The following is a 21,773-nucleotide window of genomic DNA, read 5'->3' on the forward strand; positions in this document are numbered from 1 at the left end:
CAGGCGCCTCCTTCGGGCACTTCGAGGGTCCGCCCGAACATAAGCCGAACCGGGGGCGGCGCAAGGCACCCGTCCTGCATGGCTCACGACTTCACCTCTGCGGTTATTGTGACCGGTTCTCCCCGCCCCGATACTTACGGCCACGATACTTACGGCCACAATCAAGCCCAAAGGGGAGACCGCGATGAGCGCCATTTTCAAGCCGGACGGCGAACTGTTCCGGGCCACCGAGCATGCCGGCGGGCCGTGGTCGCCGGACATGCTGCAGGGAAGCGCCACCACCGCGCTGATGACCCGTGAGGTCGAGCGCCTCGCCGCCAGATCCGGCTTTGCTGTGCGGCGCCTGACCTTCGATCTGTGGCGGCCGGCGGGCCTGCGCCTGTTCAGGGCGGTCAGCGAGCTGCTGCGCGACGGTCGCAAGGCCAAGACCCTGCAGGTGCGGCTGATGGACGGCGAGACCGAGATCGGCCGCTGCACGGCGCTGCTGACGGCGCCGAGCGGCGAGTCGCCCATCGATCCGTTCGCGAGGCCCACGCCCGTCGACAAGTGCCCCGAGGCCGGCAGCCCGCCGCCCGCCTTCGCGCAGAAATGGAGCCGTTATTTCCAGAACGTGTCGGTGCGGCTCATTGAGGGCGCGCTGGAGAAGCCGGGCCCGGCCGCGGCCTGGATGCGGCTCGATGCGCCGCTGGTCGAGGGCGAGCCGAACACGCCGCTGCTCCAGGCGGTGCAGGCCGCGGACTTCTCCAGCGGCGTCGCGCAGATCGTCGACATGCGCAGCTGGACCTTCATCAACCCGGAAATCAGCCTCTATTTCTTCCGTCCGCCTGAGGGCGAATGGATCCTGATCCGCGCCGCGACGCGCGTCGGCGCCCATGGCGCGGGCCTCACCACGGCGACACTGAGTGACTGTAACGGGCCGTTCGCGGAGGTGATGCAGGCCATGAGCTTCGAGCGGCGCGAAGCCGTGCAGGCTCAAGCGTCCTGATCTGCAAGCGCGACCAAGGCGGCCTCGGAGGGGGCATCAACAGGCATGAACATCTCGACGCGAAGCTCCTGCAGCGTGACGTCCTGGGGGGTGCCGAGCGTCAGCACGGCACCGATCAGACCAATGCCGATATCGCCCTTGCGCAGCCGCACCTCGCACAGCGGCCCCGGGGCGGCGTTGTCCTCGGTCGACGGCGCAGGCAGCTGCGGCAGCCGCATCAATTCGCGCCAGGTCGATTGCAGGGCCTCGTCGAGCGGCGCGGCCATTGCCTCATGCCGCGCCCGCGTCAGCAGCGCGGCCGCAACAATCGGCCAGTTCTCGACGAACGGCTTGAGCTCGTCGGGAGCGAGGAACATGCGCATGTGGTTGAGCGGCCGCTGCATGCGTAGAGGGCCAAGCAGCATGGTCATCAGGCGCGAGGCGGCGCGATTGGCCTGCATCACGTTCCAGCGCCGGTCGGTGACGATCGCCGGGAACGGCTCGTGACGGAGAAGCAGAAGATCGATGGCACGCCGCGCCTCGGCAAGCTCCGGCGCCGACAGATCGCGCTCGCCATATTGCCGCGCGAAGCCGCCGGCCTCGAGCAGCGCATTGCGATCACGCAACGACAGATCGAGCGCCGAGGCGAGCTGCAGCAGGATGTCCCGGCTTGCCGCCGCCTTCCCGGTCTCGACATAGCTCAGATGCTTGATCGAAATGCCGGCCTCGAACGCCAGCTCCGCCTGGCTCAATGCACGACGGGTGCGCCAGCGGCGCAGGAGATCACCGACGGGATTGGCCGGCCGCAATCGCCGGAACGCGCGTGTGTCCATCCGCCGATTATGCGAGCGCTGCTCCGTCCTGTAAACGGCGCTAGCGCAGCCCGGCCGCCATCTGCTTCAGCCGTTCGGCGGTGCGCTCGTCCGCCGGAAAGAACGTCTCCAGCGCCAACTCCGACAGGGTGATGTCGACCGGCGTGCCGAACACCATGGTGGTGGAGAAGAAGCTGAGGATCTCCCCGCCATGCCGCAGCTTGAACGGGATCGCGACGTTGTCGGCTGGCAGCGGGGCCGAGCGCGCTGGAATCGGATAGCTCTTCAGATCATTGTAGAGCTTGATCAGCTCCGGATCGGCTGTCGCCTCGCACTGCCGATGCAGCCGCTCCAGGAGGTGCCCGCACCATTCGGCGAGATTGACCGTGCGCGGTGCCAGCGCCTCGGGATGGAAGGCCAGCCGCAGCACGTTGACCGGCTGGCCGAGCAGATGCTGCGGGATGCCATCGAGCAGCGGCGCCACCATGCGGTTGGCGGAGACCAGGTTCCAGTGCCGGTCCACCGCGAGCGCCGGATTGGGCTCATGCGCTTTCAAGACGAGGTCGATCGCCGCACGGGCTGATTTCAAGGCGGGATCCTCCAAGGGGCGCTGCGGAAAGGCCGGTGCGAAACCGGCTGCGACCAGCAGCACGTTGCGTTCGCGCAAGGGCACGTCGAGCCGCTCGGCGAGCCTGAGTACCATGTCGCGCGAGGGCGTGGCGCGACCGGTCTCGACGAAGCTCAAATGCCGCGCCGAGATGTCGGCTTCGCCGGCGAGATCGAGCTGACTCATGCGGCGGCGCTGCCGCCATTCGCGCAAATGGTCGCCGATATGGACCGGCTGGCTGCGTTCGGTGCGTGCGGTGGATGCATGTGCGTTCATGGTCAAAAGCTAGCACGCCGATTTAGGCGCTTCCATTACCACCGAGGTAATCGAATTGGGGGACGAGCACGCGCATCTTGGGTCGCAACAGGAGATGACCATGATCGCGTTGCTGCTCTACCGGACCGTCGCAGACCACGTCTTGCCCTGGGCCATGGCGTTCGCAACGCGGATGCTGGCGCGCAGCCTCAACATGCCGGAGCCGCTGCTGCATTCGACCGGCGACTATGTCGTCGCGCAGGTCATCGCCTTCGAGCACGGCGTCGGCAGGAGCCTCTGCCCGTTCCGGCTCGCCCGTCTGCTCCGCGCCTGGTGGCGCGGGCGGCGCTAAAGTTCCACCCCAGCCCAACCAAGGAGACCCTGAGATGATCGATGCATCCACCTTCCTGCGCCGCGCCCTCTTCGCCGACGCCATATTCAGCGGCGTCGCCGCGCTCGGCTTCACCTTCGGCGCGACCGCGTTCGCAGCGCTGTTCAACCTGCCCGAAGCGCTGCTGCGCGAGACCGGCCTGTTCCTGATCGCCTACACCGCCCTGGTCGGCTGGCTCGCCTCGCGGGCCACGGTCGCGAAATCGCTGGTGCTGCTGGTCGTGATCGGCAACGCCGCCTGGACCGTCGGCAGCATCGCGCTGCTGCTCTCGGGCGCGGTGTCGCCGAATCTCGCCGGCCAGCTCATGGTCGTCGCGCAAGCCATCGCCACCGGCGTGTTCGCCGAGCTGCAATATGTGGGCTTGAAGAAGAGCGGGCGCGCCGTGGCGGCGTGATCCTGGCGTGCCAGCTCCGCGGCGCAAAATCGGGGAACGCGAAAGCTTCGTCATATCGGATCGTACCCGGATGCATGCATGACCTCGCGTTCTCGCGGCGGATTTCGCCCGAGCTTTGCTTCGTTGCTTGCGCCCTTCGGTTGCCGGAGGGCGCAGGGAAGGCCGGGCGCCGGCGGCACCCGAGTCCGTGTACAAGGAAATGCACACGGGGTGGACCACAGGTGTTGCCGGTCGCCCGGCCTTCCCTGCGCGGATGGTTTTAACGGTGTCCTTCGTGCTCTCCTCGGGGAGCGTTGCACTATTGCCCCCGTCGCCTTTCGGCTTCTGATGCGCGCACCCGGTCGGGCCGCCGCATCACCGTAAGGCTTGACGCACAGACCCCGGGCGTCAGGACCACACGACTTCTCCGTCCGCGGACGATTTGGCCTCGGCGCCCGGGGCTTAGTGTGCGCACCCCAGACCATCAACCAAGTCGCGTTGACCGCGCCGTGTCGTATGCGCATCGCCTGAGACTCACGGTTGCCCGCCCTGCCCTCAGGCAAATCGCGCCGGCGCTACCGCGTCCACCGCACCCCGGCCCGCATCTCGTGACGATCGCGAAGCGCCCCTCTGGCAGGGGCCGGAATAGGCAACACATGCCACAAATCCGAAATTCGGAAAAGCGATATATTTTTGCGCGCCGAGATTGACAGATTTTGGGTGTTTTGCCCGACGCCTCGCCGGTAGGCAGCGAGTACGGCGAGTGGCGCGGAAAAGCGATGGGTTTCGCAAGACTCAATTCATCTACGGGGCCTGAGGCGCACGCGCAGCGAGCCTCGAAGGATGAACGATCCCGATGCACGCGGGCCGTCGCCCTTCGAGAACCGTCGAAGAGGCGGCCGCCTCAGGGCGACGGTGCGACATCTGAACGCGCTGTATCAACAGCGTCATTGCGAGCGCAGCGAAGCAATCCAGAGTCTTTCCGCGGTGGGATTCTGGATTGCTTCCGCCTTCGCCAAGGCTTCGGCGGACAAGTCGCTTTCGCTCGCAATGATGGAGTGGTGGAGACTCCGCTGCATTTCAGCCGGCAGCCTGAGGATCAATCAGGGGGACTCGTGAAAGCCGGTGGGTGCTGCGCGAGGCTACGCCTTGGCGCGACCGACCTTGCCGGGGAAGTGCTTGCCGTTCAGCTTCTTCTTTTTCGTAGCCGTGCTTTTCGCGCCCGCCTTCTGCGCCTTGCGCTCGGCCCGCGCCTTCACCTTGGCGGCTTCGGCCCTCGCCTCGGCGCGCAGCTTCTTGCGCTTCTTCTCGCAGGAATCGCACTTGCAGCCGATCGGCTTCAGATAGGCTTTGAAATAGTCGGTGCCGTAATCGTAGTTGATCTCGTCGCCCGGCTCGATGTTCTTGATGGCGCGGATATAGACCTTGCGCTCGCGCGGACGAACGTCGGATTCCGCGTTGGGCCGGCAGGAATGATTGATGTAGCGCGCGAGATTCTTGCGCACGGATCCGTCGATAGTCCAGCGCCCGTTGAGCTCGAACAGATATTTGTTCTCGATCTCGTCCTGCTCGGGAATCCTGGAATCCAGGATCGGTCCGAAATAGCGGATGATCCGGGTACCCTTCTTGATCGGCTTGGTGGCGAAAAGGCCGAGTCCGGTCTTGGAGCGGCCGACGCGATAAGGTTTGTTCGAGATGGCTGGCATGATCGAGAAAATGAGAACGCGAACCAGGCAGGAGGAGCCCAAGCGAAGCCGCCCTTGTAGAACGATTCCGTGCTGCTGTCAGGTATATCCCAACTCTGTTTGAACCTTGCCCACAATCAAGACGTCTGATGGGATGAAGAGTTCCCACTCCACCAAAGCCTCACATGAACCGTATCACTACTATTGGCTTCGCCGTCCTGATGACTTGCATTGGCCTGAGCGGCGCCGAGGCTCAATCCGTGGCCAGCAGCTACACCTCGGCGGCACCAAAAGATTGCCGGCAGATCGGCAAGCCCAGCGCGCTCGACGGCAGCAGCACGCGGGTTTGTCCGGGCAAGGACGGGCTGATCGTGCTGATCGCCGAGGACGATCTTCGCGAGATCGTCTCGGTCGGGCGCAACCGCAAGGCAGCAAGCGAGGAACCCGCGGCCAACCTCTGGTTCGCCCCGTTCAATTCATCCGAGACGACTATCGAATGGCGCGCGGCCGGCGCAAAGCCGTTTGCGATCATCCAGCGCTGGCACATCGCCGACAATTCCGATCCCGACAAGCAGGGGCGGCCGAACACCAAGGCCATGCTGGTGGTGACCCGGCTGCCGCCGGGCCCGGTCTGCCACGTCGCCTATGTCGACGCGATCGCCAACCCGAACGCCAACGAGCTCGCGCGCAAGGCCGCCGACGATCTCGCCCGCGGCTTCGCTTGCGGCAAGGACGAGGTCAAGATCATCGGCACACGCGGCCGCGCCGTCGAGCTCGCCACGATGCGCTAAATTAGCCCCTCGCCTTGACGCGCCGATAGCGCGCAAGCAGCCGCTCGCCCTTGGCGGCGATACGCCGCGCCTCTGCCACCGTCCTCGGAACTGGCTCGCCCCAGGCATGCCCCTGTTTGCGCGCGAACGCTCTGCGGCCCGCCGCCGTCAGGCCGCCGCGCGGATCCTGTTCACGGGCGGATGCGCTGCGTTTGCGGGATTTGGCCTTCTTCGCGGTGCGCTTACGGGTCTTCTTGGCTGACGTTTTCGACTTTGCTTTCGACGCCTTCGACTTTGAGGTCTTCTTGGAGCTCTTCGTCTTGGCGCTCTTCTTCTTCGCTGCCATGCGCATGTTGTCCACAAGGTTGGGATAGCGGCGGCCAGCGCGGCGGGCGCGCGCTTTCGCCGCCGATTTCTGCGCGGCGCTGAGGTGCTTGGATGCCTTGCCGGCCCGCTTGCGGGGATTTGTGCGTTTCCAGGGCGTGCGTGCTGTCTTTGCCATGCAGCGTCAACGCATGACCACGACGAGGGTTGCGTGCGTCGTTGTTGATCAGGGCGCGGGAAGCTTCGGCGTCACTGGCACCGTCAGCATCGTCTCGAGCAGCCGCTCCGCCGTCGTCCCCTCCGGCAGCCGCGCGAGAATGTCCTTCAGCCGTCCGTCGAGCAGCAGCATGGTGAAGCCGTGCACCAGCGACCAGGCCCGCGCGATTGCCGCGCCCTGGTTCAGCGTCAGCGCATCGCCGCTGATCTGCTCCTGCCGCATCATGCCGATCGCATTGGCAAGTCCGGCGAAAGATGCCTCGGCCGCCTCGTGCAGCGACGGCCTCGAATAGTCCAGCCGTTCGGTGCGGAACATGATGCCGTACATGCCGGGATGGGCCTGCGCATAGGCGATGTAGGCTTTCGGCCGCGCCAGCGCGGCTTCGAGCGGCGTGGTGGCGGCATCGCACGAAGCGGCCATGACCACGTTGAACTGGCGGAAGCCGACGGCCGCGAGCTCGCTGAGCAGGCCCGTCAGGTCGCCGAAATGATGGGTTGGGGCGGCATGCGAGACGCCGGCCTCGCGCGCCACCGCACGCAATGTCAGGCCGGCAAGCCCGTCGCGCTCCAGCACCCGTTCGGCGGCCTGGAGCAGCGCTTCGCGGAGCGCGCCGTGATGATACGGCGTCTCGGTCTTGGCGCTTCTCGCGCGCCGCGAGGTGCGCGATGCCGCGGTCGAGGTGGTTTTTCTTAGGGCACGCGGGCTGCGCGCCGCGTCGCCCTTGGTGTCTGTCTTGGCCATTTGCAAGCTATATGACGCAATATTGACAGTGTAAAGATTTCGCTTGACGAAAGCTGCGATCGGGTCTACTCAATCTTTACGATGTAAAGATAAGGGAGGATTCGCCGTGCAGCACGACGCCATGGCCGAGCGCAGCAACAATATCGCGCCGATCCCATTCGAGGCCGACGCGCCCTTCCTGAAGATCGTCGGCGAATTGCCGCGCGAGCTGAACGGCACGCTCTATCGCAACGGCCCCAATCCGCAGTTCGATTCGCCCGGCGCGCACTGGTTCGTCGGCGATGGGATGCTGCACGCCTTCCATCTCGAGAACGGGCGCGCCAGCTACCGCAACCGCTGGGTCCGCACGCCGAAATGGCTCGCCGAGCACGACGCCGGCCGCGCGCTGTTCGGCGGCTTCGGCCGCAAGCTGCCGGATGCGCCGGCAAACCTGACCGATGGCGGCGTCGCCAACACCAACATCATCTTCCACGCCGGCAAGCTGCTGGCGCTGGAAGAAGCGCACCTGCCGACGGAGATCGAGCCGGGCACGCTGGCGACGCGCGGCTATCACAACTACCAGGGCCGCGTCGCCGGCAGTTTCACCGCGCATCCCAAGATCGATCCCGTCACCGGCGAGCTAGTGTTCTTCGGCTACAACGCTGCGGGCCCGCTGACGCCTGCCCTCTCCTACGGATCGATCGACGCAACAGGCAAGGCGACGCGGTTCGAGCGGTTTGAGGCGCCCTATGCCAGCATGGTGCACGACTTCATCGTCACCGCGAACCATGTGCTGTTTCCGATCCTGCCGATCACGGGCAGCATGGAGCGCGCGATGAGCGGAAAGCCGCCCTATGCCTGGGAGCCGGACAAGGGCGCCTATGTCGGCGTGATGAAGCGCAGCGGCACGGCGAAGGACATCGTCTGGTTTCGTGCCGAAGCCTGCTACGTCTTCCATGTCATGAATGCGTGGGAGGACGAGGGCCGTATCGTCGCCGACGTCATGCAGTTCGAGGAAGCGCCGCTGTTTCCGCATCCGGACGGCCGGCCCACCGATCCCGAGAAATCGCGCGCCCGCCATTGCCGCTGGACCTTCGATCTCGCAGGCAATACCGACCGCTTCCAGCAGACGTATCTCGACGATCTCACCGGGGAATTCCCGCGCATCGACGATCGCCGCGCCGGCCTGAAGAGCCGTCACGGCTGGTACGCCTGTGCCAATCCGAAATTGCCGATGTTCGGCGCGCTCGCAGGCATCGTCCATGTCGACGGCAACGGCAGGCGGCTCGGCCAATACCTGCTGCCGGCCGGCGACACCATCTCCGAGCCTGTTTTCGTCGAGCGATCCAGGGATGCCGCCGAAGGCGACGGTTGGTTGCTCGCGGTCGTCTGGCGCGCGCGGGAAAACCGCAGCGATCTCGCCGTGTTCAATGCCACCGATATCGAGGCCGGCCCCGCGGCCTTGGTGCAGCTCGGCCACCGCGTCCCCGACGGCTTCCACGGCAATTGGGTCGGCGCGGCGTAGCCCTCGTCAACGGGCGCGAGGAGATCGCGATCCCGGAATCCACGTGGATATTGCGTGGTCAAAGAAGGCCGATGCACATGCTCTCGATCACCGCGGACTCCATCGCTGTCCTCGCCCCGGCCGGCGCCGCACTTGCATTCCTGGCGATGCGACTGCGCCGGCGCAGCCTCACGTTCTTCGAAGGCGGCGTCCTGCTCGCGGCCGGCCTTCTGCTCGCCGCCGCACTCCCCATGGTGTCGCGCCTGCCCTGGACGGGGCTGGTCGACGAGATGACCGGCCAGCTCGTTGCAGCATTTCATTTTCTGGAGGTCGTTTACGTCGTCTTGACATTGTAAGAGACGGGTGGTCCGGCGCGGCTCCCTGTCTCGCGCATCGCGCTCTGCTTGTTGCGGTTCCGAATCCTGCGCTGCTGGTCCTAGCCTGGCATTCTGGTCGGTAGGCTGCCATGCGCCATCTCGTACCAGCGCGGTTGTCTTCACAAATTGATATGCCGGGCATCGCCGGATCAAGTAGGGTGCGGCAGTCTGCGCCCTGCCCACGACCGCGAAACAGGAATGACGATGAAGGACGTATTCGCCCGCCTCGCCTCCGACCTCCTCTCCGTTATCATCTTCCTGGCCGTCTATCTCCTCACCGACAACGTGATCCTCGCAACGGCGGTGGCGATTGCCGGCGCGTTCGCGCAGGTGCTCTATGCGCGCCTCAAGGGACAGCCGCTCCACTACATGACCTATGCGAGCCTCGCTCTGGTCATCGTGCTCGGCGGTATCACGCTGCTGACCAATGATCCGCGCTTCATGCTGGCAAAACCCTCGATCGCACATTTCGCGATCGGCGCGATCATGCTCAAGCGCGGCTGGATGCTGCGCTACATGCCGCCCGTCATCGTCGAGACCGTCCCGGAATATGTCACCATCGCGGGCTATGCCTGGGCGGCGCTGATGTTCGTGATCGGCGCCGGCATGATGGCAGTCGCCGCCACCGGCGATCTGAAGCTCTGGGCGTTCTATCTTATGGTGGTCGCAGGCGGCGCCAAGATCCTGGCTTTTGCCGTGCAGTACTTCGTTCTGCGGCTGATCGTAACCAACCGCCGACGCGCCGCTGCCCGCGCCTAAATGCCCTACCGGAGCGTTAGGCAGGAGCTGCGAGTTGGGCTATAGGCTCGGCCAGGGACGGCCGCGGATCGTCGCGGACCGCCGCAATCTGTTCGGGAGACGGGAATGGCCGTAGACGGCAACTGGAATCTGACCATGACGACGCCGATGGGCGAGCGCCAGGCGACGCTGAGCCTGAAGGCTGCTGGCGGCACGCTCACGGGCACGCAGGGCGCGGAAGGCAATACCACCGAGATCTTCGACGGCACCGTCTCCGGCGACAACGTCTCCTGGAAGGTTTCGATCGACAAGCCGATGCCGCTCACGCTCGAATTCACCGGCACGGTCTCCGGCGACAGCATCAGCGGCGAGATGGGCATCGGCCCGATGGGCAGCTTCCCCTTCACGGGCGCGCGGGCGTAAAGCCGCGCGCTGCACCGATGCGTGCGCTCCTCCTCATCGCGGCGGCAATCCTGTCTGTCGCAGCACAGGCAGCGCACGCGGATGACAACGAACCGGCGTGGCGCGCGAGCGCGCTCGCCTTGGTGCCGGCAGGCTATGTTGCCGGCACCGCTTATCGAACCGAGGGGTCGACCGGCTATCTCGCGGTCTATCCCGCGACATCGAACGATCCGAAGACACCGGGAAGCGTCTTTGCGGCGCGCCAGGCTCTGGTCGTCACGCTGACGGCGGACGCGACGCGGGCGACGTCAGCCGAGCTGAAGCCGCGCACCGGGCCGGCCCCTGATAACGACGACAATGATTTCGCCAGGATGCACGCCGAGCTCGCCGCCAAGCGTGCAAAGCTGCCTGCTGGCACCGAGCCCTGCGATCTCGGCGCCTGGTCCATCGACAAGGATTCCAGCGGCCTCAACGTGCGCGCCGAGCCGTCGATCAAGGCGCGCGTGCTTGGCACATTGCCGCCGCCCTACCGGCTGAGGCTCGGCGGCGCCGAGAACACGCCCGAGGGCGGCTGGCTGACCGAATTCCGCATCATCGGCTTCAGGGACGGCTGGTTCCTGATCGAAGACGCGAGGCCGCCGGGCAAGGACTATGAGGACGAGACGCGATATCCGCGCAGCGCGCCGAGGCCCTATGCCGGGCGCGGCTGGGTCGCCTCGAACAAGGTCGGCGCGAACTATGCCAATGGCACCACGCGCATGGGCGGGCTGTTTCAGGCGCCCTTCATCGATGCCAAATGGATGCCGGCCCAGCGCGAGCTCGGCGGGCCGCTCGACACCGACGGCGGCCCGAAGCGCATCTTCGCCTGCAGTGGGCTCTGGGGTCTGGTCGAGAGCCACGACGGCGTCCGCGGCTGGTGGCGCGCGCTGTGCTCCAACCAGGTCACGAATTGCAGTTGAGGCGCTGAAGCATTGGCTTCGTCATGGCCGGGCTTGTTGTTCAGCCATCCACGGCTTCTTTGCGGCACTAAGAACGTGGATGCCCGGGCCTTCGCCTCGCCGAAGCGGCTTCGGCCGCGCAGGCGGGACAAGCCCGGGCATGACGATCATTGTTACGGCACGAGCATCTTCCCCCGCGCGCGTGCGGGTGAAGCAACTAGCCCAAATTCAACTCCTTGAAGAAGTCGTTGCCCTTGTCGTCGATGATGATGAACGCCGGAAAATCGACGACCTCGATGCGCCAGATCGCTTCCATGCCGAGCTCGGGATATTCGAGCACCTCGACCTTCTTGATGCAGTGCTCGGCGAGGTTCGCCGCGGCGCCGCCGATCGAGCCGAGATAGAAGCCGCCGTATTTCTTGCAGGCCTCCCGCACGCTAGGGGCGCGGTTGCCCTTGGCGACCATCACCATCGAGCCGCCGGCAGCCTGGAACTGGTCGACGAAGGAATCCATACGGCCCGCGGTGGTCGGACCGAACGCGCCGGAGGCGTAGCCCTCGGGCGTCTTGGCGGGGCCGGCATAATAGACCGGATGGTTCTTGAAATAGTCCGGCAGCGGCTCGCCCTTCTCCAGCCGTTCGCGCAGCTTGGCGTGGGCGCTATCGCGCGCGACGATCATGGTGCCCGTCATCGAGACCCGCGTCTTGATCGGATATTTCGAGAACGTCGCCAGAATGTCCTTCATCGGCTGGTTGAGGTCGATCTTGACGACCTCGCCGCCGAGCGACTCTTCGACCTGCGGCAGGTATTGCGCGGGATTGTGCTCGAGCTCCTCGAGATAGACGCCGTCCCTGGTGATCTTGCCGAGCACCTGGCGGTCGGCCGAGCAGGACACGCCAAGCCCGATCGGCAGCGAGGCGCCGTGGCGCGGCATGCGGATCACCCGCACGTCGTGGCAGAAATACTTGCCGCCGAACTGCGCACCCACTCCCAGGCTCTGCGTCATCTTGTGGATTTCCTTCTCCATCTCGACGTCGCGGAAGGCGTTGCCGTCGGGCGAGCCGTGCGTCGGCAACGCATCGAGATAGCGCGCCGAAGCGAGCTTCACCGTCTTCATGCACAGCTCGGCCGAGGTGCCGCCGATCACGATGGCGAGGTGATAAGGCGGGCACGCGGCGGTGCCGAGGGTGAGGATCTTTTCCTTCAGGAACGCGAGCAGCCGGTCCTTGGTCAGCACCGAGGGCGTGGCCTGGAACAGGAAGCTCTTGTTGGCGGAGCCGCCGCCCTTGGCCATGAACATGAACTTGTAGGCGTCATCGCCCTCGGCGTAGATCTCGCACTGCGCCGGCATGTTGTTGGCGGTGTTCTTCTCCTCGTACATCGAGAGCGGCGCGACCTGCGAGTAGCGCAAATTGCGGCGCAGGTAGGCGTCACGCGCGCCTTCGGACAGCGCCGCCTCGTCGTCACCGTCGGTGATGACGTTGCAGCCCTTCTTGCCCATGATGATCGCGGTGCCGGTGTCCTGGCACATCGGCAGCACGCCGCCAGCCGCGATATTGGCGTTCTTGAGGAAGTCCAGAGCGACGAACTTGTCGTTCGGGCTCGCCTCGCCGTCCTCGAGGATCGCGCGGAGCTGCTTCAGATGGCCGGGGCGCAGATAGTGGTTGATGTCGCCAAAGGCCGCCTCCGACAGCGCCCGCAGCGCCTCGCGCGACACCACCAGCATGTCCTTGCCGAGCACCTTCTCGACCCTGACGCCCTCGGACGAAATCTTCTTATAGGGCGTCTCGTCCTTGCCCAGCGGGAACAGCGGGGTGTGCTTGTAGGGCGGAACGGGCTTGGACTGGTCGGGGAAGGCGGTGGGAGCGTTCATGGGGCAAATCTCGGGGTTTTGGGGCCGTGGCGGGCCTCTCGGCATAGAAGCGTTCTAAGCGCATTCTAGCCAGAAAAGAAAGGGAGCGGTGCGCATGGGAGGGGTAGGTTCGGCACGGAAGGCATTGGCACAGCTCGTGGAAATGCCTCTGCCCACCCTTGCGATTCGCGTCCGCCGACGCTTGAATGCGTGACCTAAGGGGCTTTTCATCATGACATTGAACTTGAACGTCCGCGGCGCGATCCTGGTCGCCGCCGCCCTCACCGGCCTTGTGGCTCTCGCTTCGCCTGCCCGCGCCGATCGCTGCGACGACAGCGCCAAGGAGCTGGCGAGCCAGGTCGATCGCCTCAAGGTGAATTTCCGCGCCGCCAACGTCGTCTATCTCACGCACCCGGCGGCCAAGGAGCTGTCCGTGGGTTGCCGCGGCGACAAATATTCCATCGAGCTCTACGCCAAGGGTGATCGCAAGCCGAAGCCGGAATTCTACGCGCTGGTCGGCTCGATGGCGGCGATCGTCTTCACCGTGACCAAGGACGACACCACGACGGGCGCGACGCGCTGCCTGAAGCGGATGGGTCTATTGCGCGGCGACAAGGTCACCATGCGCTACCGCCGGCTCAACATGGAATGCACCCGCACCAAGACAGAGGCGTCCATCGCCATCACGCGCGGCAAGGACGAATAGGGCACGCGCCAGCTCTTTCCGCACCCTTGCGGGGTGCGTATCGCGCGATGGCGTCCGCCGCATACTCCGTCATTGCGAGCGCAGCGAAGCAATCCAGTCTGTATCCGCGGAAGCAGTCTGGATTGCTTCGTCGCAAGGGCTCCTCGCAATGACGGGGAGAGGCCTCGTCGTCTCGGTTTGCGGATGCCACGCGTGGACAGCCTTCACCGCGCCAATTCCCTCACATTTTAACGATTGGCTTGAAGGAAATTTCGCTCCTCGCAGGGCAGGCTTGATTGTTTCCATGTGTGAGGATTTGCGGATGAAGGTTTCTACCGTTGCGCCCCCGCCGATCGCGATCGTGGTTCCGAACTACGACACGACCAAGCCGCAGGACGATCAGACCAAGGTCAAGGACGAGAATCCGACCTTCAAGCCGCAGCCGCCGGCGCCGCTGCCGCCGGGTCAGGGCACGCGGATCGATCAGCTCGCCTGATCAGGCGTCCCGAGACCGAAGCGCCCGATCCGGTCGATCGGGCTTTTGGCGTGTCCGGCCGCATCTTTGCCGGATAGCTGCACCAGGATCATGCGCCGTTCACTCGGGACCTGCGCATGTTCGCACGGCTGCTATTGCGGAACACGGTGTTCGTCGTCGGCATGGGCGCGCTGCTGTTCGCGTGCGCGGGGACGCTGCATTGGCCGTCGGCCTGGGCCTTCCTCGCAACCTCCGCCCTGCTCGGCCCACTCTGCGGCTGGTGGCTCTACCGGACCGATCCGGCGCTGCTCGCCGAACGCCTGCGGCCGGTGCTGCAAAAGGATCAGCCCGCCGCCGACAAGATGTTCATGGCGCTGTTCATCGTCGCCATCCTGGCCTGGCTTGTCCTGATGGGGCTCGACCGGCGTGTTCGATCCTCTGACATGTCGACGGCGTTGCAGGTGCTCGGACTCGGGCTGTTCCTGGGCTCGACACTGTTCACCATGTGGGTGTTCCGCGAGAACTCGTTCGCCGCGCCCGTGGTGAAGCTGCAAGCCGAGCGCGCGCAGCACGTGATCTCGACCGGACCCTATGCCTATGTCCGCCATCCCATGTACAGCGGCATGATCCTGTTCTTCACCGGCGTGCCGTTGCTGCTGGGATCGTGGTGGGGACTTGCGATGATGCCGCTTCTCCTCGCCTTGCTCGCGGTCCGCATTCCGATCGAGGAGCGCACGCTGCGCGAGGGTCTGCCCGGCTACACCGATTACACGGCGCGGGTGCGCCATCGCCTCATCCCCGGCGTCTGGTGAACGCGCCAACTGCACGAAGCCGCTATCGGTCCAGCTCGCGATAGCGGCGGAAGATGCCCTGCTCGTTGAAGGGAATGCGGCGCTCGCTTGCGAGATAGGCCTGGATGTTGGGCCGTGCGGCGATGCGGTCGTGCAGGCCGACGAGGCCCGGGACATCCTTCTCGAACGCCTTCATGCGCTTGGGGAAAGCATAACGCAGCCCATCGACGAGCTGGAACAGCGAGAGATCGACATAGGTCAGGCGCCGGCCCGTCACGTAAATGCCGCCGCTCCCGGCGAGGAGCCGCTCGAAATAGCCGAGATATTTCGGCACGCGCTCGTCCCAGAAGTCGGCCGTGCGCTTCTTCGCCGGCGCCTTCTGATCCTCATAATAGAGCGAGGGCCCGAGCGGATGATGGGTGTCGTGGATCTCGACGACGAAGTCGGTGATCGTGAGCTGAAGCTGGTGCACCCAGAGCCTGCCGGCCTCCGTCTTCGGCGCAAGCCCATGGCGGGAGCCGAGATAGAGCAGGATGTTGGCGGTCTGGCCGATGACGAGCTTGCCCGCCTTCAGGAACGGCGGCGCAAAGGGCGGCGTGCCCTTCTGCGCATCCATCATCTTCATCATCGCGGCCGATCCGCGCGGACCGCGCGCGACATCGACGTAAGCGGCACCCGCCTCCTCCAGCGCCAGCCGCACATATTCGCCGCGGCCCTGGATCTCGGGCCAGTAGTAGAGCTCGTATGTCATGGGGGGTCCGTGAGCGTGGAGGCGATCGGACCAATGTAGCACGTGGCTGAAGGTTCCGTCAGCGTGAGGCGGAACGGCGGTTCAACATACGCCGTTATTGCGAGCGCAAGCGACTTGTCCGCCGAAGGCTTGGCGAAGGCGGAAGCAATCCAGAAATGCCTCCGCGGGGACACTCTGGATTGCTTCGTCGCAAGAGCTCCTCGCGATGACGAATGGAGAGAGCTCCGACGGTGGAGAGAACTCAGCGTCTCAATTCGCCGCGAAGCAGTACAGCAGACCATCGCCGCCGGTGGTCTTCAAATCGGCCTGCGAGCAGCCGCCGTCGGGCCCGCGCGAGGGGTGAGAGCTATTCCAGGATTTCGAGGGCTCGTCGTCGCGCAGACCCCGGCGATCGAAATGGCCGACCATCGCAGCGCCTTGCGTGCTCGACGTCCAGTTCTTGCAGGTGCGATCGTCCGGCCCGGCAAACGCGGTGCCGTCCGGTTGCGATCCCGTGAGGATGTCGTGCCGGTTCGGCTGGTCGCCGGCACCATTGATGACCTCGCCCTTTTCGCTGAGCGCGGTCTGCTTGGTGAGATTGTTCGTTGCGCCGTGCAGCTCGGCGACGTCCTTGGCGATCACCGTGCCCTTGGCGTTCTGCCACGGCCCCTTGCCGATGCGATCCTTAGCGTTGACGGCCGGCTTGCCGTCGGCGGCCTGCGTCGACAGATAGGCGCGCCAAGTCTTGGTGCCGGCCCCGGCGGCTTGTGCAAGCTTCTGGCATTGCGCGTCGGCTCCTTCGAGGCCGCCGAGATCGGCGCCCTTGCCGGGGCCGTTGGAGGTCACGAAAAAGGTCATGTCGGCCGACTGCGCTTGCGCCGATGGGGCAGCAAGCAAGACAATAGCCAGCGCAACACCGGAAATCGTCATGGATTTCTCGATACGGATCATCCTGTCCTCCCAACGTTTTGTTCGCCGCCTGACTTCAACCCGAGGCGCCCCCGCTTATTCCGATGCCGTGCTGCGAGAGGCCCAAAAGAAAAGGGCGCCGTGCCGAAGCACGACGCCCTGGTTCCTCATCTCGTCCGCGATCAGTTGGTCTGCTGAATCGCTGACAATTCCCAGCCTGTGCCCGGCCGGCGGGCGAAGGTCCAGATCTCGGTCGCCTCGCCCGGCTGCTCGCTGCCGGCGACGATTGCGCCGGTGTTGCGATCCACCGTCTTGTCGGTGAGCGCGAAGCGCAGCGCCACCGTGGCATAGTCGGTCTCGCCTTCGCGCCAGGCTTCCGCGAGGTCGCCCTGCAACAGCTTCACTTCCGTGACCTTGTTGACCACGTTGCGGGCGCGGTTCTGGGCGAGGTCCTGCTCGAAATAGGAGACCATTTCCGGCGTCGCGAGCGTGTGCAGCTTGGCCACGTCCTCGTTCGACCAGGCGGCCTGGACGTCGCCGAGCAGGCGCTCGAACGCCTCATAGTCGTCCGGCTTGATCTCGAGCGGCGCGTTGTTGGCGCCGAAGCCGAAGCCACCGAGGCCGCCACCAAGGCCACCACCGAGACCGCTGCGATAGTTCGTCTGCGGTCCGGGCGCTGCGCCGGCCTCAACATTGGCGTAAGCCGCCCGCGGAGTGTGACGGCGCTGCCACCAGGACATTGCCAGCCGGACCACGAGCACCACCAGCGCGATCTGGATGATCAGGCCGATGATCGAGGACAGGCCGCCGAGGCCGCCGAACAGGCCGCCACCGAACAGCATGCCGAGCAGGCCGGCGCCGAGGAAGCCGGCCGCAAGGCCGCCCATGAAGCCGCCGGCGCGGCCAAACAGGCCGCCGCGCGCCGGCGCGGTCGCGGCCGAGTTCATGCCTGCGCCCGGCTGGGTGTAGGTGCGGTTGAACTGCGAGGCCGAGCCGGGTGCGGTCGTGGTCGACGGCGGCGCCGAATAGGAGCGCGTACCGCGCGAACCGGACGACATGCCGCCACCCGCGCGGGCGTCGGCCGACGAGATCGTCAGCGCGGTCGGCAGCGCAAGCGCCAGCACGACGGCGATCGTGTTGAAGAATTTCCGGGAGCGAAGCGAGAAAGTCATGTGCGTTTCCCAAATCCCCGGCATGGGGACGTGCCCCTAAGATGGTCAGACTTCCCCAAAAGTGAAGCCGGTTTCGGAACTTGCGGCTGCGGCCCTCAGTCGCGGGGATGTGGCAAAAGCCCATATATGACAGGGGTTTTACGGGAACCATTGGAGGATGCTTACCGCCGGGTTTACGACCCGATTTCCGCTTTTACCCGGGTCCGCGAGCCGAGCTGGCCCACCAGCCGTCATTGCGAGGAGAGCGGCAGGTCTCACCCCTGCTTCGTCATCGTCTCCTTCACCGCCGCGACCAGCTGGCTGAGCGTGAAGGGCTTTGGCAGGAAGTCGAACTGCTGGCCTTCGGGCAGGCTCTTCTCGAAGGCATCCTCGGCATAGCCGGAGACGAAGATGAACTTGATGTCGGGGTTCTTCTCGCGCATGGCCTTCAACAGCGTCGGGCCGTCCATCTCCGGCATGACGACGTCGGAGACGACGAGATCGATCGCGCCACTTTGCTCGTCCAGCACCTCCATGGCCTCGACGCCATTCTCGGCCTCGACCACGGTGTAGCCACGCGAGCGCAGGCCGCGGGCATTGAGCGCGCGCAGGCCCTCCTCGTCCTCGACCAGCAGGATGGTGCCCTGCCCGGTGAGGTCGGTACGCGGCTTCGCCTCTGCCGCCGCGGGGGGCGCGGCTTCCTTCGCGGCGTCGCTGGTCGCGCCGATTGCGGCTGCGGGCTGCTCGACCTGCACCTCCGGTTCGGCGATGTGGCGCGGCAGGAAGATGTGGAACGAGGTGCCCTGCCCCGGCTCGGAATCGACGTAGATGAAGCCGCCGGTCTGCTTGACGATGCCGTAGACGGTGGAGAGCCCGAGGCCCGTGCCCTTGCCGACCTCTTTCGTCGAGAAGAACGGCTCGAAGATCTTGTCGCGGATGTCGGCGGGGATGCCGGTGCCGGTGTCGGCGACCTCGATGCGGACATAATCCGCGGCGGGCATGCCCTTGTAGGCGAGCTTGCCCGAATCGTCGCTGGTGACGTTGGCGGTGCGGATGATCAGCTTGCCGCCGTCAGGCATGGCGTCGCGCGCGTTCACCGCGAGGTTGACGATCACCTGCTCGAACTGGGAGACGTCGACCTTCACCGGCCAGAGGTCGCGGCCGTGGACGAGGTCGAGCTTGACCTTCTCGCCGATCAGCCGCCGCAGCAGCATGGTGAGATCGGACAGCGCGTCGCCGAGATCGAGCACCTGCGGCCGCAGCGTCTGCCGCCGCGAGAACGCCAGCAACTGCCGCACCAGGGTGGCGGCGCGCGTTGCGTTCTGCTTGATCTGCATGATGTCCTGGAACGACGGGTCGGTCGGCTTGTGCGCGTTCAGCAGGAAGTCGTTCGCCATCATGATGGCGGACAGCACGTTGTTGAAGTCGTGGGCGATGCCGCCGGCGAGCTGGCCGACCGTCTCCATCTTCTGCGACTGGTTGATCTGGTTTTCCAGCGCGCGCCGCTCGGTGGTCTCGAGCATGTGCACGATGGCGGCTTCCGCCTCGGTCTCGGCCGAATCGACCGGCGTCACGAAGAACTGGCCCCAGCGTTCCTTGGACCCTTCCAGCGCCACCTCGACCGGCGCGATATCGGCCTTGCCTTCGGCGGCCTGGTTGATGGCCGCGATCAGGAGGTGCCGGTCGCGCGAATTGACCGCGCGGAAGATCGACTTGGAAGAGGTGTCGAGCCCCAGCGCCTGACTGAGCTTGGCGTAGCGCGCATTGGCGCGCACCACGTTGCCGGCGCGATCGACGGTCGCGATCGCCATCGGCGTGTGGTCGAAGAAGCGCATGAAGCGCACTTCGGCGGCACGATCAGGGTCGCTGCGCTCGTCGCGGGCGCGGCTGATCACGAGCGTGCGCGAGGGCCCCGGCGCGCCGTCGGCGCCGAAGGCGAGCTTGTGATAGAGCCGCACCGGCATGGTCTTGCCGGTGCGCATGCGCAGGTCGATGTCGAACACCTCGGTCTTCACCTCGCCCGGCACCGCCACGATCGAGGTCAAGAGCGAAGCGCCGTCGCCGGAGACGATATCGGTGAGCTTCAGGCCGCCGGAGCCGATCTCGGCGAGGTCGTAGTCGAGCCAGTTCGCCAATGTCGCGTTGACATAGGCGAGCTCGCCGGCCGGATTGACCGAGAAGAAGCCGCACGGGGCGTGATCGAGATATTCGATCGCGTGCTGGAGCTCCTGGAACACGTCCTCCTGGCGTTCGCGGTCGCGCGTGATGTCGGCGATCGACCACACCGCGTATTTCGCCTCGCGCTTGCCGGTGCCGAGCGGGCGCACGCGCATGCGCAGCCAGCGGCCCTGATTGCCGTCATGGCCGGAGATGCGCACCTCTTCCTGCTGCCGCTTGCCCTCGCGCGCGGCCTTGAGCAGCCGGAACACGGCTTCCGAGACGTCGGGGTTGCCGATGAAGACTCGCTCCACCGGGCGCACGTCCTGCGGTCCGGTGGCGCCGGTCAGCGTCAGATAGGCGGCATTGGAATAGACCACGTGTCCGCGCGCGTCGGTGACCGCGAGGCCGTCGAAGGCGTGATCGGAGATGCGGCCGATGACGGGATCGTCGAGATTGCGGTCGGCGAAGCGGATGATGCCGGCGGCGAAGGCGAACAGGTTGAACAGGCCGACCATTGCCAGCACGGCGAGGATGCCGAGGATATAGGGCTGCGCCTGCGCGCGCCCGAGCGTCATCAGCCCGACGGCCACGGCGACGAGGCCGGCGGCCACCAGCAGCACCAGCGCAATGCTGCCCGAGCGCGGCGACGGCTCGTGCGCCGCAACGGGCTCGCGTGTGAGGTCGTGGTCGGTCTCGGCGGTCATTCTCGAGCTGGCGCAGCCTGTCGGCAGAGAATCAACGCGCCACCGGGCGCGTGGGGTCCTCCCTGCCTGAATCGGACCCTGAGGTGCAAGGGCAGCAGCGGCAAAAGGTACGCTGATTCCCAGATTACGGCCATTTCCGGTTCTTTTCGGGCATCTTATCCCCGCCCGGCGCTGAATCCGCGCTTCAGGCGCATGACGTAGCCGATGACTTCGGCGACGGCATGGTAGTGCTCGGTCGGGATCTCCTGGTCGATGTCCACCGTGGCGTAGAGCGCGCGGGCCAGCGGCACGTTCTCCACGATCGGGATGTCGTGCTCGCGCGCGATCTCCCGGATCTTGAAGGCGAGATTGTCGACGCCCTTGGCGACGCAGATCGGCGCGGTCATGCCGCGCTCGTAGGACAGCGCCACCGAATAGTGGGTTGGGTTGGTGATGATCACGGAGGCCTTGGGAACCGCCGCCATCATGCGCTTCTTGGCGCGCTGCTGCCGCAGCTGCCTGATCTTGCCTTTGATGTGGGGGTCGCCTTCGGACTGCTTGTACTCTTCCTTGATCTCCTGGAGCGACATCTTCTGCCGCTGGAACCAGCTTCGGTACTGGAAGAAATAGTCGGCGATGGCGACGATCGCGAGCGCGGCGACCACCGCGCCGAGCAGTTGGATGGTCATGCTGGTGCTGGCGCCGAGCATGGCGGCCGGATCGAGCCTGACCATCGCCTCCATGCGGTGCCGCTCCGGCCACAGGATCATGGTCATGACCACGGCCAAGGCGACCAGCTTGCCGATGCCCTTGAGAAAATTGGCCGCCGCCTGTTTGCCGAAGATGCGTTTGAAGCCGGCGCCCGGCGAAATCTTGTTGAACTTGGGTTTCAGGGATTCGGCCGACCAAACCAGCCGGTGCTGCAGCATGTTGCCGGCGATGGCCGCCAGCACCAGCATCAACAGGGGCACGCCGATCGCGGCAAGCACGGCGAGCTCGATCTGCTCCATCAGCGCGAGCAGGGCCTTGCCGTCGGTCTTGATCATCCAGGAATTGGCAAGCAGGTTGCGCATCGGCGTCAGCAGCCCGCTGCCGACCGAGCCCGAGAAGGTGGAGACGACGAGCGTGCCGCCTGCCATCATGAACCAGGTGTTGATCTCCTGGCTCTTGGCGACGTCGCCGCGTTCGAGCGCATCGTCGAGGCGCTTTTGCGTCGGGTCTTCTGTTTGACTTTCGGGATCGTTGTCTTCGGCCACCGAT

General features: G+C 65.6%; 24 protein-coding genes. 13 read left to right on the forward strand and 11 right to left on the reverse strand.

The window, feature by feature from the left end; all coding sequences use genetic code 11:
* Window positions 1–184: 184 nt before the first annotated feature.
* Window positions 185–985: a thioesterase family protein gene (locus GA0061099_RS32845; RefSeq protein WP_036027880.1), complete on the forward strand. Its 801-nt coding sequence runs from the start codon at window positions 185–187 to the stop codon at window positions 983–985.
* Here GA0061099_RS32845 and GA0061099_RS32850 read toward each other — a convergent pair.
* Both GA0061099_RS32850 and GA0061099_RS32855 read right to left on the reverse strand, forming a co-directional pair.
* Window positions 973–1,797: a helix-turn-helix domain-containing protein gene (locus GA0061099_RS32850; RefSeq protein ID WP_074448246.1), complete on the reverse strand. Its 825-nt coding sequence runs from the start codon at window positions 1,795–1,797 to the stop codon at window positions 973–975. The genes GA0061099_RS32845 and GA0061099_RS32850 overlap by 13 nt on opposite strands.
* 40 nt (window positions 1,798–1,837) lie before the next feature.
* Window positions 1,838–2,659: a helix-turn-helix domain-containing protein gene (locus GA0061099_RS32855; protein WP_036027889.1), complete on the reverse strand. Its 822-nt coding sequence runs from the start codon at window positions 2,657–2,659 to the stop codon at window positions 1,838–1,840.
* Between the two features lie 100 nt (window positions 2,660–2,759).
* Here GA0061099_RS32855 and GA0061099_RS32860 point away from each other — a divergent pair, with 100 nt between their 5' ends.
* The 3 genes from GA0061099_RS32860 (at window position 2,760) to GA0061099_RS40490 (ending at window position 4,521) form a co-directional block, all read left to right on the forward strand.
* Complete coding sequence (locus tag GA0061099_RS32860) at window positions 2,760–2,990, forward strand: hypothetical protein (RefSeq protein WP_192893150.1); 231 nt, start codon at window positions 2,760–2,762, stop codon at window positions 2,988–2,990.
* A gap of 34 nt (window positions 2,991–3,024) precedes the next feature.
* Window positions 3,025–3,423 carry a hypothetical protein gene (locus GA0061099_RS32865; protein WP_036027891.1) on the forward strand — a complete coding sequence of 133 codons (399 nt, stop codon included), beginning with the start codon at window positions 3,025–3,027 and terminating at the stop codon, window positions 3,421–3,423.
* 822 nt (window positions 3,424–4,245) lie between these two features.
* The gene (locus GA0061099_RS40490) at window positions 4,246–4,521 is read left to right on the forward strand and encodes a hypothetical protein (RefSeq protein WP_141697703.1); all 276 of its coding nucleotides are present in this window, start codon (window positions 4,246–4,248) and stop codon (window positions 4,519–4,521) included.
* Window positions 4,522–4,544: 23 nt separating this feature from the next.
* On the opposite strand, the gene GA0061099_RS32870 is transcribed toward GA0061099_RS40490, so the two are convergent.
* The gene (locus GA0061099_RS32870; RefSeq protein WP_036027910.1) at window positions 4,545–5,108 is read right to left on the reverse strand and encodes an SET domain-containing protein; all 564 of its coding nucleotides are present in this window, start codon (window positions 5,106–5,108) and stop codon (window positions 4,545–4,547) included.
* Window positions 5,109–5,272: 164 nt separating this feature from the next.
* Between GA0061099_RS32870 and GA0061099_RS32875 the strand changes: the two genes are divergently transcribed.
* Window positions 5,273–5,878, forward strand: coding sequence for a hypothetical protein (locus GA0061099_RS32875; RefSeq protein ID WP_036027893.1), 606 nt, complete (start codon window positions 5,273–5,275; stop codon window positions 5,876–5,878).
* 1 nt (window position 5,879) lies between these two features.
* Here the strand turns inward: GA0061099_RS32875 and GA0061099_RS32880 are convergent, their stop codons facing one another.
* Together GA0061099_RS32880 and GA0061099_RS32885 are read right to left on the reverse strand one after the other, a co-directional pair.
* Window positions 5,880–6,359 (reverse strand): DUF6321 domain-containing protein, encoded by a 480-nt coding sequence (locus GA0061099_RS32880; RefSeq protein WP_036027894.1) that lies wholly within the window; start codon window positions 6,357–6,359, stop codon window positions 5,880–5,882.
* Between the two features lie 48 nt (window positions 6,360–6,407).
* A complete protein-coding gene (locus GA0061099_RS32885; protein ID WP_036027895.1) occupies window positions 6,408–7,139 on the reverse strand; it encodes a TetR/AcrR family transcriptional regulator in 732 nt (243 codons plus the stop codon).
* A gap of 106 nt (window positions 7,140–7,245) precedes the next feature.
* Between GA0061099_RS32885 and GA0061099_RS32890 the strand changes: the two genes are divergently transcribed.
* The 5 genes from GA0061099_RS32890 to GA0061099_RS32910 all read left to right on the forward strand — a co-directional run bounded on the left by GA0061099_RS32890 (window position 7,246) and on the right by GA0061099_RS32910 (window position 11,098).
* Window positions 7,246–8,643 (forward strand): carotenoid oxygenase family protein, encoded by a 1,398-nt coding sequence (locus GA0061099_RS32890; protein WP_036027896.1) that lies wholly within the window; start codon window positions 7,246–7,248, stop codon window positions 8,641–8,643.
* A 77-nt stretch (window positions 8,644–8,720) separates the two neighbouring features.
* Window positions 8,721–8,978 (forward strand): hypothetical protein, encoded by a 258-nt coding sequence (locus tag GA0061099_RS32895; RefSeq protein WP_338060696.1) that lies wholly within the window; start codon window positions 8,721–8,723, stop codon window positions 8,976–8,978.
* A gap of 225 nt (window positions 8,979–9,203) precedes the next feature.
* The gene (locus GA0061099_RS32900) at window positions 9,204–9,758 is read left to right on the forward strand and encodes an inner membrane-spanning protein YciB (RefSeq protein WP_036013049.1); all 555 of its coding nucleotides are present in this window, start codon (window positions 9,204–9,206) and stop codon (window positions 9,756–9,758) included.
* A 105-nt stretch (window positions 9,759–9,863) separates the two neighbouring features.
* Entirely contained in the window at window positions 9,864–10,160 is a 297-nt protein-coding gene (locus GA0061099_RS32905; RefSeq protein WP_036013050.1) for a hypothetical protein, read from the forward strand.
* A 17-nt stretch (window positions 10,161–10,177) separates the two neighbouring features.
* Entirely contained in the window at window positions 10,178–11,098 is a 921-nt protein-coding gene (locus GA0061099_RS32910) for an SH3 domain-containing protein (protein WP_036027898.1), read from the forward strand.
* A gap of 196 nt (window positions 11,099–11,294) precedes the next feature.
* On the opposite strand, the gene GA0061099_RS32915 is transcribed toward GA0061099_RS32910, so the two are convergent.
* Complete coding sequence (locus GA0061099_RS32915) at window positions 11,295–12,950, reverse strand: fumarate hydratase (RefSeq protein WP_036027899.1); 1,656 nt, start codon at window positions 12,948–12,950, stop codon at window positions 11,295–11,297.
* 211 nt (window positions 12,951–13,161) lie between these two features.
* Between GA0061099_RS32915 and GA0061099_RS32920 the strand changes: the two genes are divergently transcribed.
* The 3 genes from GA0061099_RS32920 (at window position 13,162) to GA0061099_RS32925 (ending at window position 14,901) form a co-directional block, all read left to right on the forward strand.
* On the forward strand, window positions 13,162–13,635 hold the full coding sequence (locus GA0061099_RS32920) for a hypothetical protein (protein ID WP_036027900.1): 474 nt from the start codon (window positions 13,162–13,164) through the stop codon (window positions 13,633–13,635).
* Between the two features lie 301 nt (window positions 13,636–13,936).
* Window positions 13,937–14,110 (forward strand): hypothetical protein, encoded by a 174-nt coding sequence (locus tag GA0061099_RS41515; protein ID WP_167361693.1) that lies wholly within the window; start codon window positions 13,937–13,939, stop codon window positions 14,108–14,110.
* Between the two features lie 116 nt (window positions 14,111–14,226).
* Window positions 14,227–14,901, forward strand: coding sequence for a methyltransferase family protein (locus GA0061099_RS32925; protein WP_036027901.1), 675 nt, complete (start codon window positions 14,227–14,229; stop codon window positions 14,899–14,901).
* 22 nt (window positions 14,902–14,923) lie between these two features.
* On the opposite strand, the gene GA0061099_RS32930 is transcribed toward GA0061099_RS32925, so the two are convergent.
* From GA0061099_RS32930 to flhB, 5 genes are all read right to left on the reverse strand, one after another.
* A complete protein-coding gene (locus GA0061099_RS32930; protein WP_036027902.1) occupies window positions 14,924–15,631 on the reverse strand; it encodes a glutathione S-transferase in 708 nt (235 codons plus the stop codon).
* Between the two features lie 249 nt (window positions 15,632–15,880).
* Entirely contained in the window at window positions 15,881–16,561 is a 681-nt protein-coding gene (locus GA0061099_RS32935) for a lectin (RefSeq protein WP_036013064.1), read from the reverse strand.
* A 140-nt stretch (window positions 16,562–16,701) separates the two neighbouring features.
* Complete coding sequence (locus GA0061099_RS32940) at window positions 16,702–17,715, reverse strand: Tim44 domain-containing protein (RefSeq protein WP_036027903.1); 1,014 nt, start codon at window positions 17,713–17,715, stop codon at window positions 16,702–16,704.
* A gap of 230 nt (window positions 17,716–17,945) precedes the next feature.
* On the reverse strand, window positions 17,946–20,534 hold the full coding sequence (gene cckA, locus GA0061099_RS32945) for a cell cycle histidine kinase CckA (RefSeq protein ID WP_036027904.1): 2,589 nt from the start codon (window positions 20,532–20,534) through the stop codon (window positions 17,946–17,948).
* A gap of 155 nt (window positions 20,535–20,689) precedes the next feature.
* Window positions 20,690–21,769: a flagellar biosynthesis protein FlhB gene (gene flhB / locus GA0061099_RS32950; RefSeq protein WP_036027905.1), complete on the reverse strand. Its 1,080-nt coding sequence runs from the start codon at window positions 21,767–21,769 to the stop codon at window positions 20,690–20,692.
* Window positions 21,770–21,773: the final 4 nt, after the last annotated feature.

Origin of the sequence: Bradyrhizobium yuanmingense (assembly GCF_900094575.1) — a bacterium.
Lineage (GTDB): Bacteria > Pseudomonadota > Alphaproteobacteria > Rhizobiales > Xanthobacteraceae > Bradyrhizobium > Bradyrhizobium yuanmingense.

Coding starts and splice junctions, on each gene's coding strand:
- GA0061099_RS32845 (WP_036027880.1), top strand. CDS start 185: ATGAGCGCCATTTTCAAGCCGGACGGCGAACTGTTCCGGGCCACCGAG.
- GA0061099_RS32850 (WP_074448246.1), bottom strand. CDS start 1,797: ATGGACACACGCGCGTTCCGGCGATTGCGGCCGGCCAATCCCGTCGGT.
- GA0061099_RS32855 (WP_036027889.1), bottom strand. CDS start 2,659: ATGAACGCACATGCATCCACCGCACGCACCGAACGCAGCCAGCCGGTC.
- GA0061099_RS32860 (WP_192893150.1), top strand. CDS start 2,760: ATGATCGCGTTGCTGCTCTACCGGACCGTCGCAGACCACGTCTTGCCC.
- GA0061099_RS32865 (WP_036027891.1), top strand. CDS start 3,025: ATGATCGATGCATCCACCTTCCTGCGCCGCGCCCTCTTCGCCGACGCC.
- GA0061099_RS40490 (WP_141697703.1), top strand. CDS start 4,246: ATGAACGATCCCGATGCACGCGGGCCGTCGCCCTTCGAGAACCGTCGA.
- GA0061099_RS32870 (WP_036027910.1), bottom strand. CDS start 5,108: ATGCCAGCCATCTCGAACAAACCTTATCGCGTCGGCCGCTCCAAGACC.
- GA0061099_RS32875 (WP_036027893.1), top strand. CDS start 5,273: ATGAACCGTATCACTACTATTGGCTTCGCCGTCCTGATGACTTGCATT.
- GA0061099_RS32880 (WP_036027894.1), bottom strand. CDS start 6,359: ATGGCAAAGACAGCACGCACGCCCTGGAAACGCACAAATCCCCGCAAG.
- GA0061099_RS32885 (WP_036027895.1), bottom strand. CDS start 7,139: ATGGCCAAGACAGACACCAAGGGCGACGCGGCGCGCAGCCCGCGTGCC.
- GA0061099_RS32895 (WP_338060696.1), top strand. CDS start 8,721: ATGCTCTCGATCACCGCGGACTCCATCGCTGTCCTCGCCCCGGCCGGC.
- GA0061099_RS32900 (WP_036013049.1), top strand. CDS start 9,204: ATGAAGGACGTATTCGCCCGCCTCGCCTCCGACCTCCTCTCCGTTATC.
- GA0061099_RS32905 (WP_036013050.1), top strand. CDS start 9,864: ATGGCCGTAGACGGCAACTGGAATCTGACCATGACGACGCCGATGGGC.
- GA0061099_RS32910 (WP_036027898.1), top strand. CDS start 10,178: ATGCGTGCGCTCCTCCTCATCGCGGCGGCAATCCTGTCTGTCGCAGCA.
- GA0061099_RS32915 (WP_036027899.1), bottom strand. CDS start 12,950: ATGAACGCTCCCACCGCCTTCCCCGACCAGTCCAAGCCCGTTCCGCCC.
- GA0061099_RS32920 (WP_036027900.1), top strand. CDS start 13,162: ATGACATTGAACTTGAACGTCCGCGGCGCGATCCTGGTCGCCGCCGCC.
- GA0061099_RS41515 (WP_167361693.1), top strand. CDS start 13,937: ATGAAGGTTTCTACCGTTGCGCCCCCGCCGATCGCGATCGTGGTTCCG.
- GA0061099_RS32925 (WP_036027901.1), top strand. CDS start 14,227: ATGTTCGCACGGCTGCTATTGCGGAACACGGTGTTCGTCGTCGGCATG.
- GA0061099_RS32930 (WP_036027902.1), bottom strand. CDS start 15,631: ATGACATACGAGCTCTACTACTGGCCCGAGATCCAGGGCCGCGGCGAA.
- GA0061099_RS32935 (WP_036013064.1), bottom strand. CDS start 16,561: ATGATCCGTATCGAGAAATCCATGACGATTTCCGGTGTTGCGCTGGCT.
- GA0061099_RS32940 (WP_036027903.1), bottom strand. CDS start 17,715: ATGCCGGGGATTTGGGAAACGCACATGACTTTCTCGCTTCGCTCCCGG.
- cckA (WP_036027904.1), bottom strand. CDS start 20,534: ATGACCGCCGAGACCGACCACGACCTCACACGCGAGCCCGTTGCGGCG.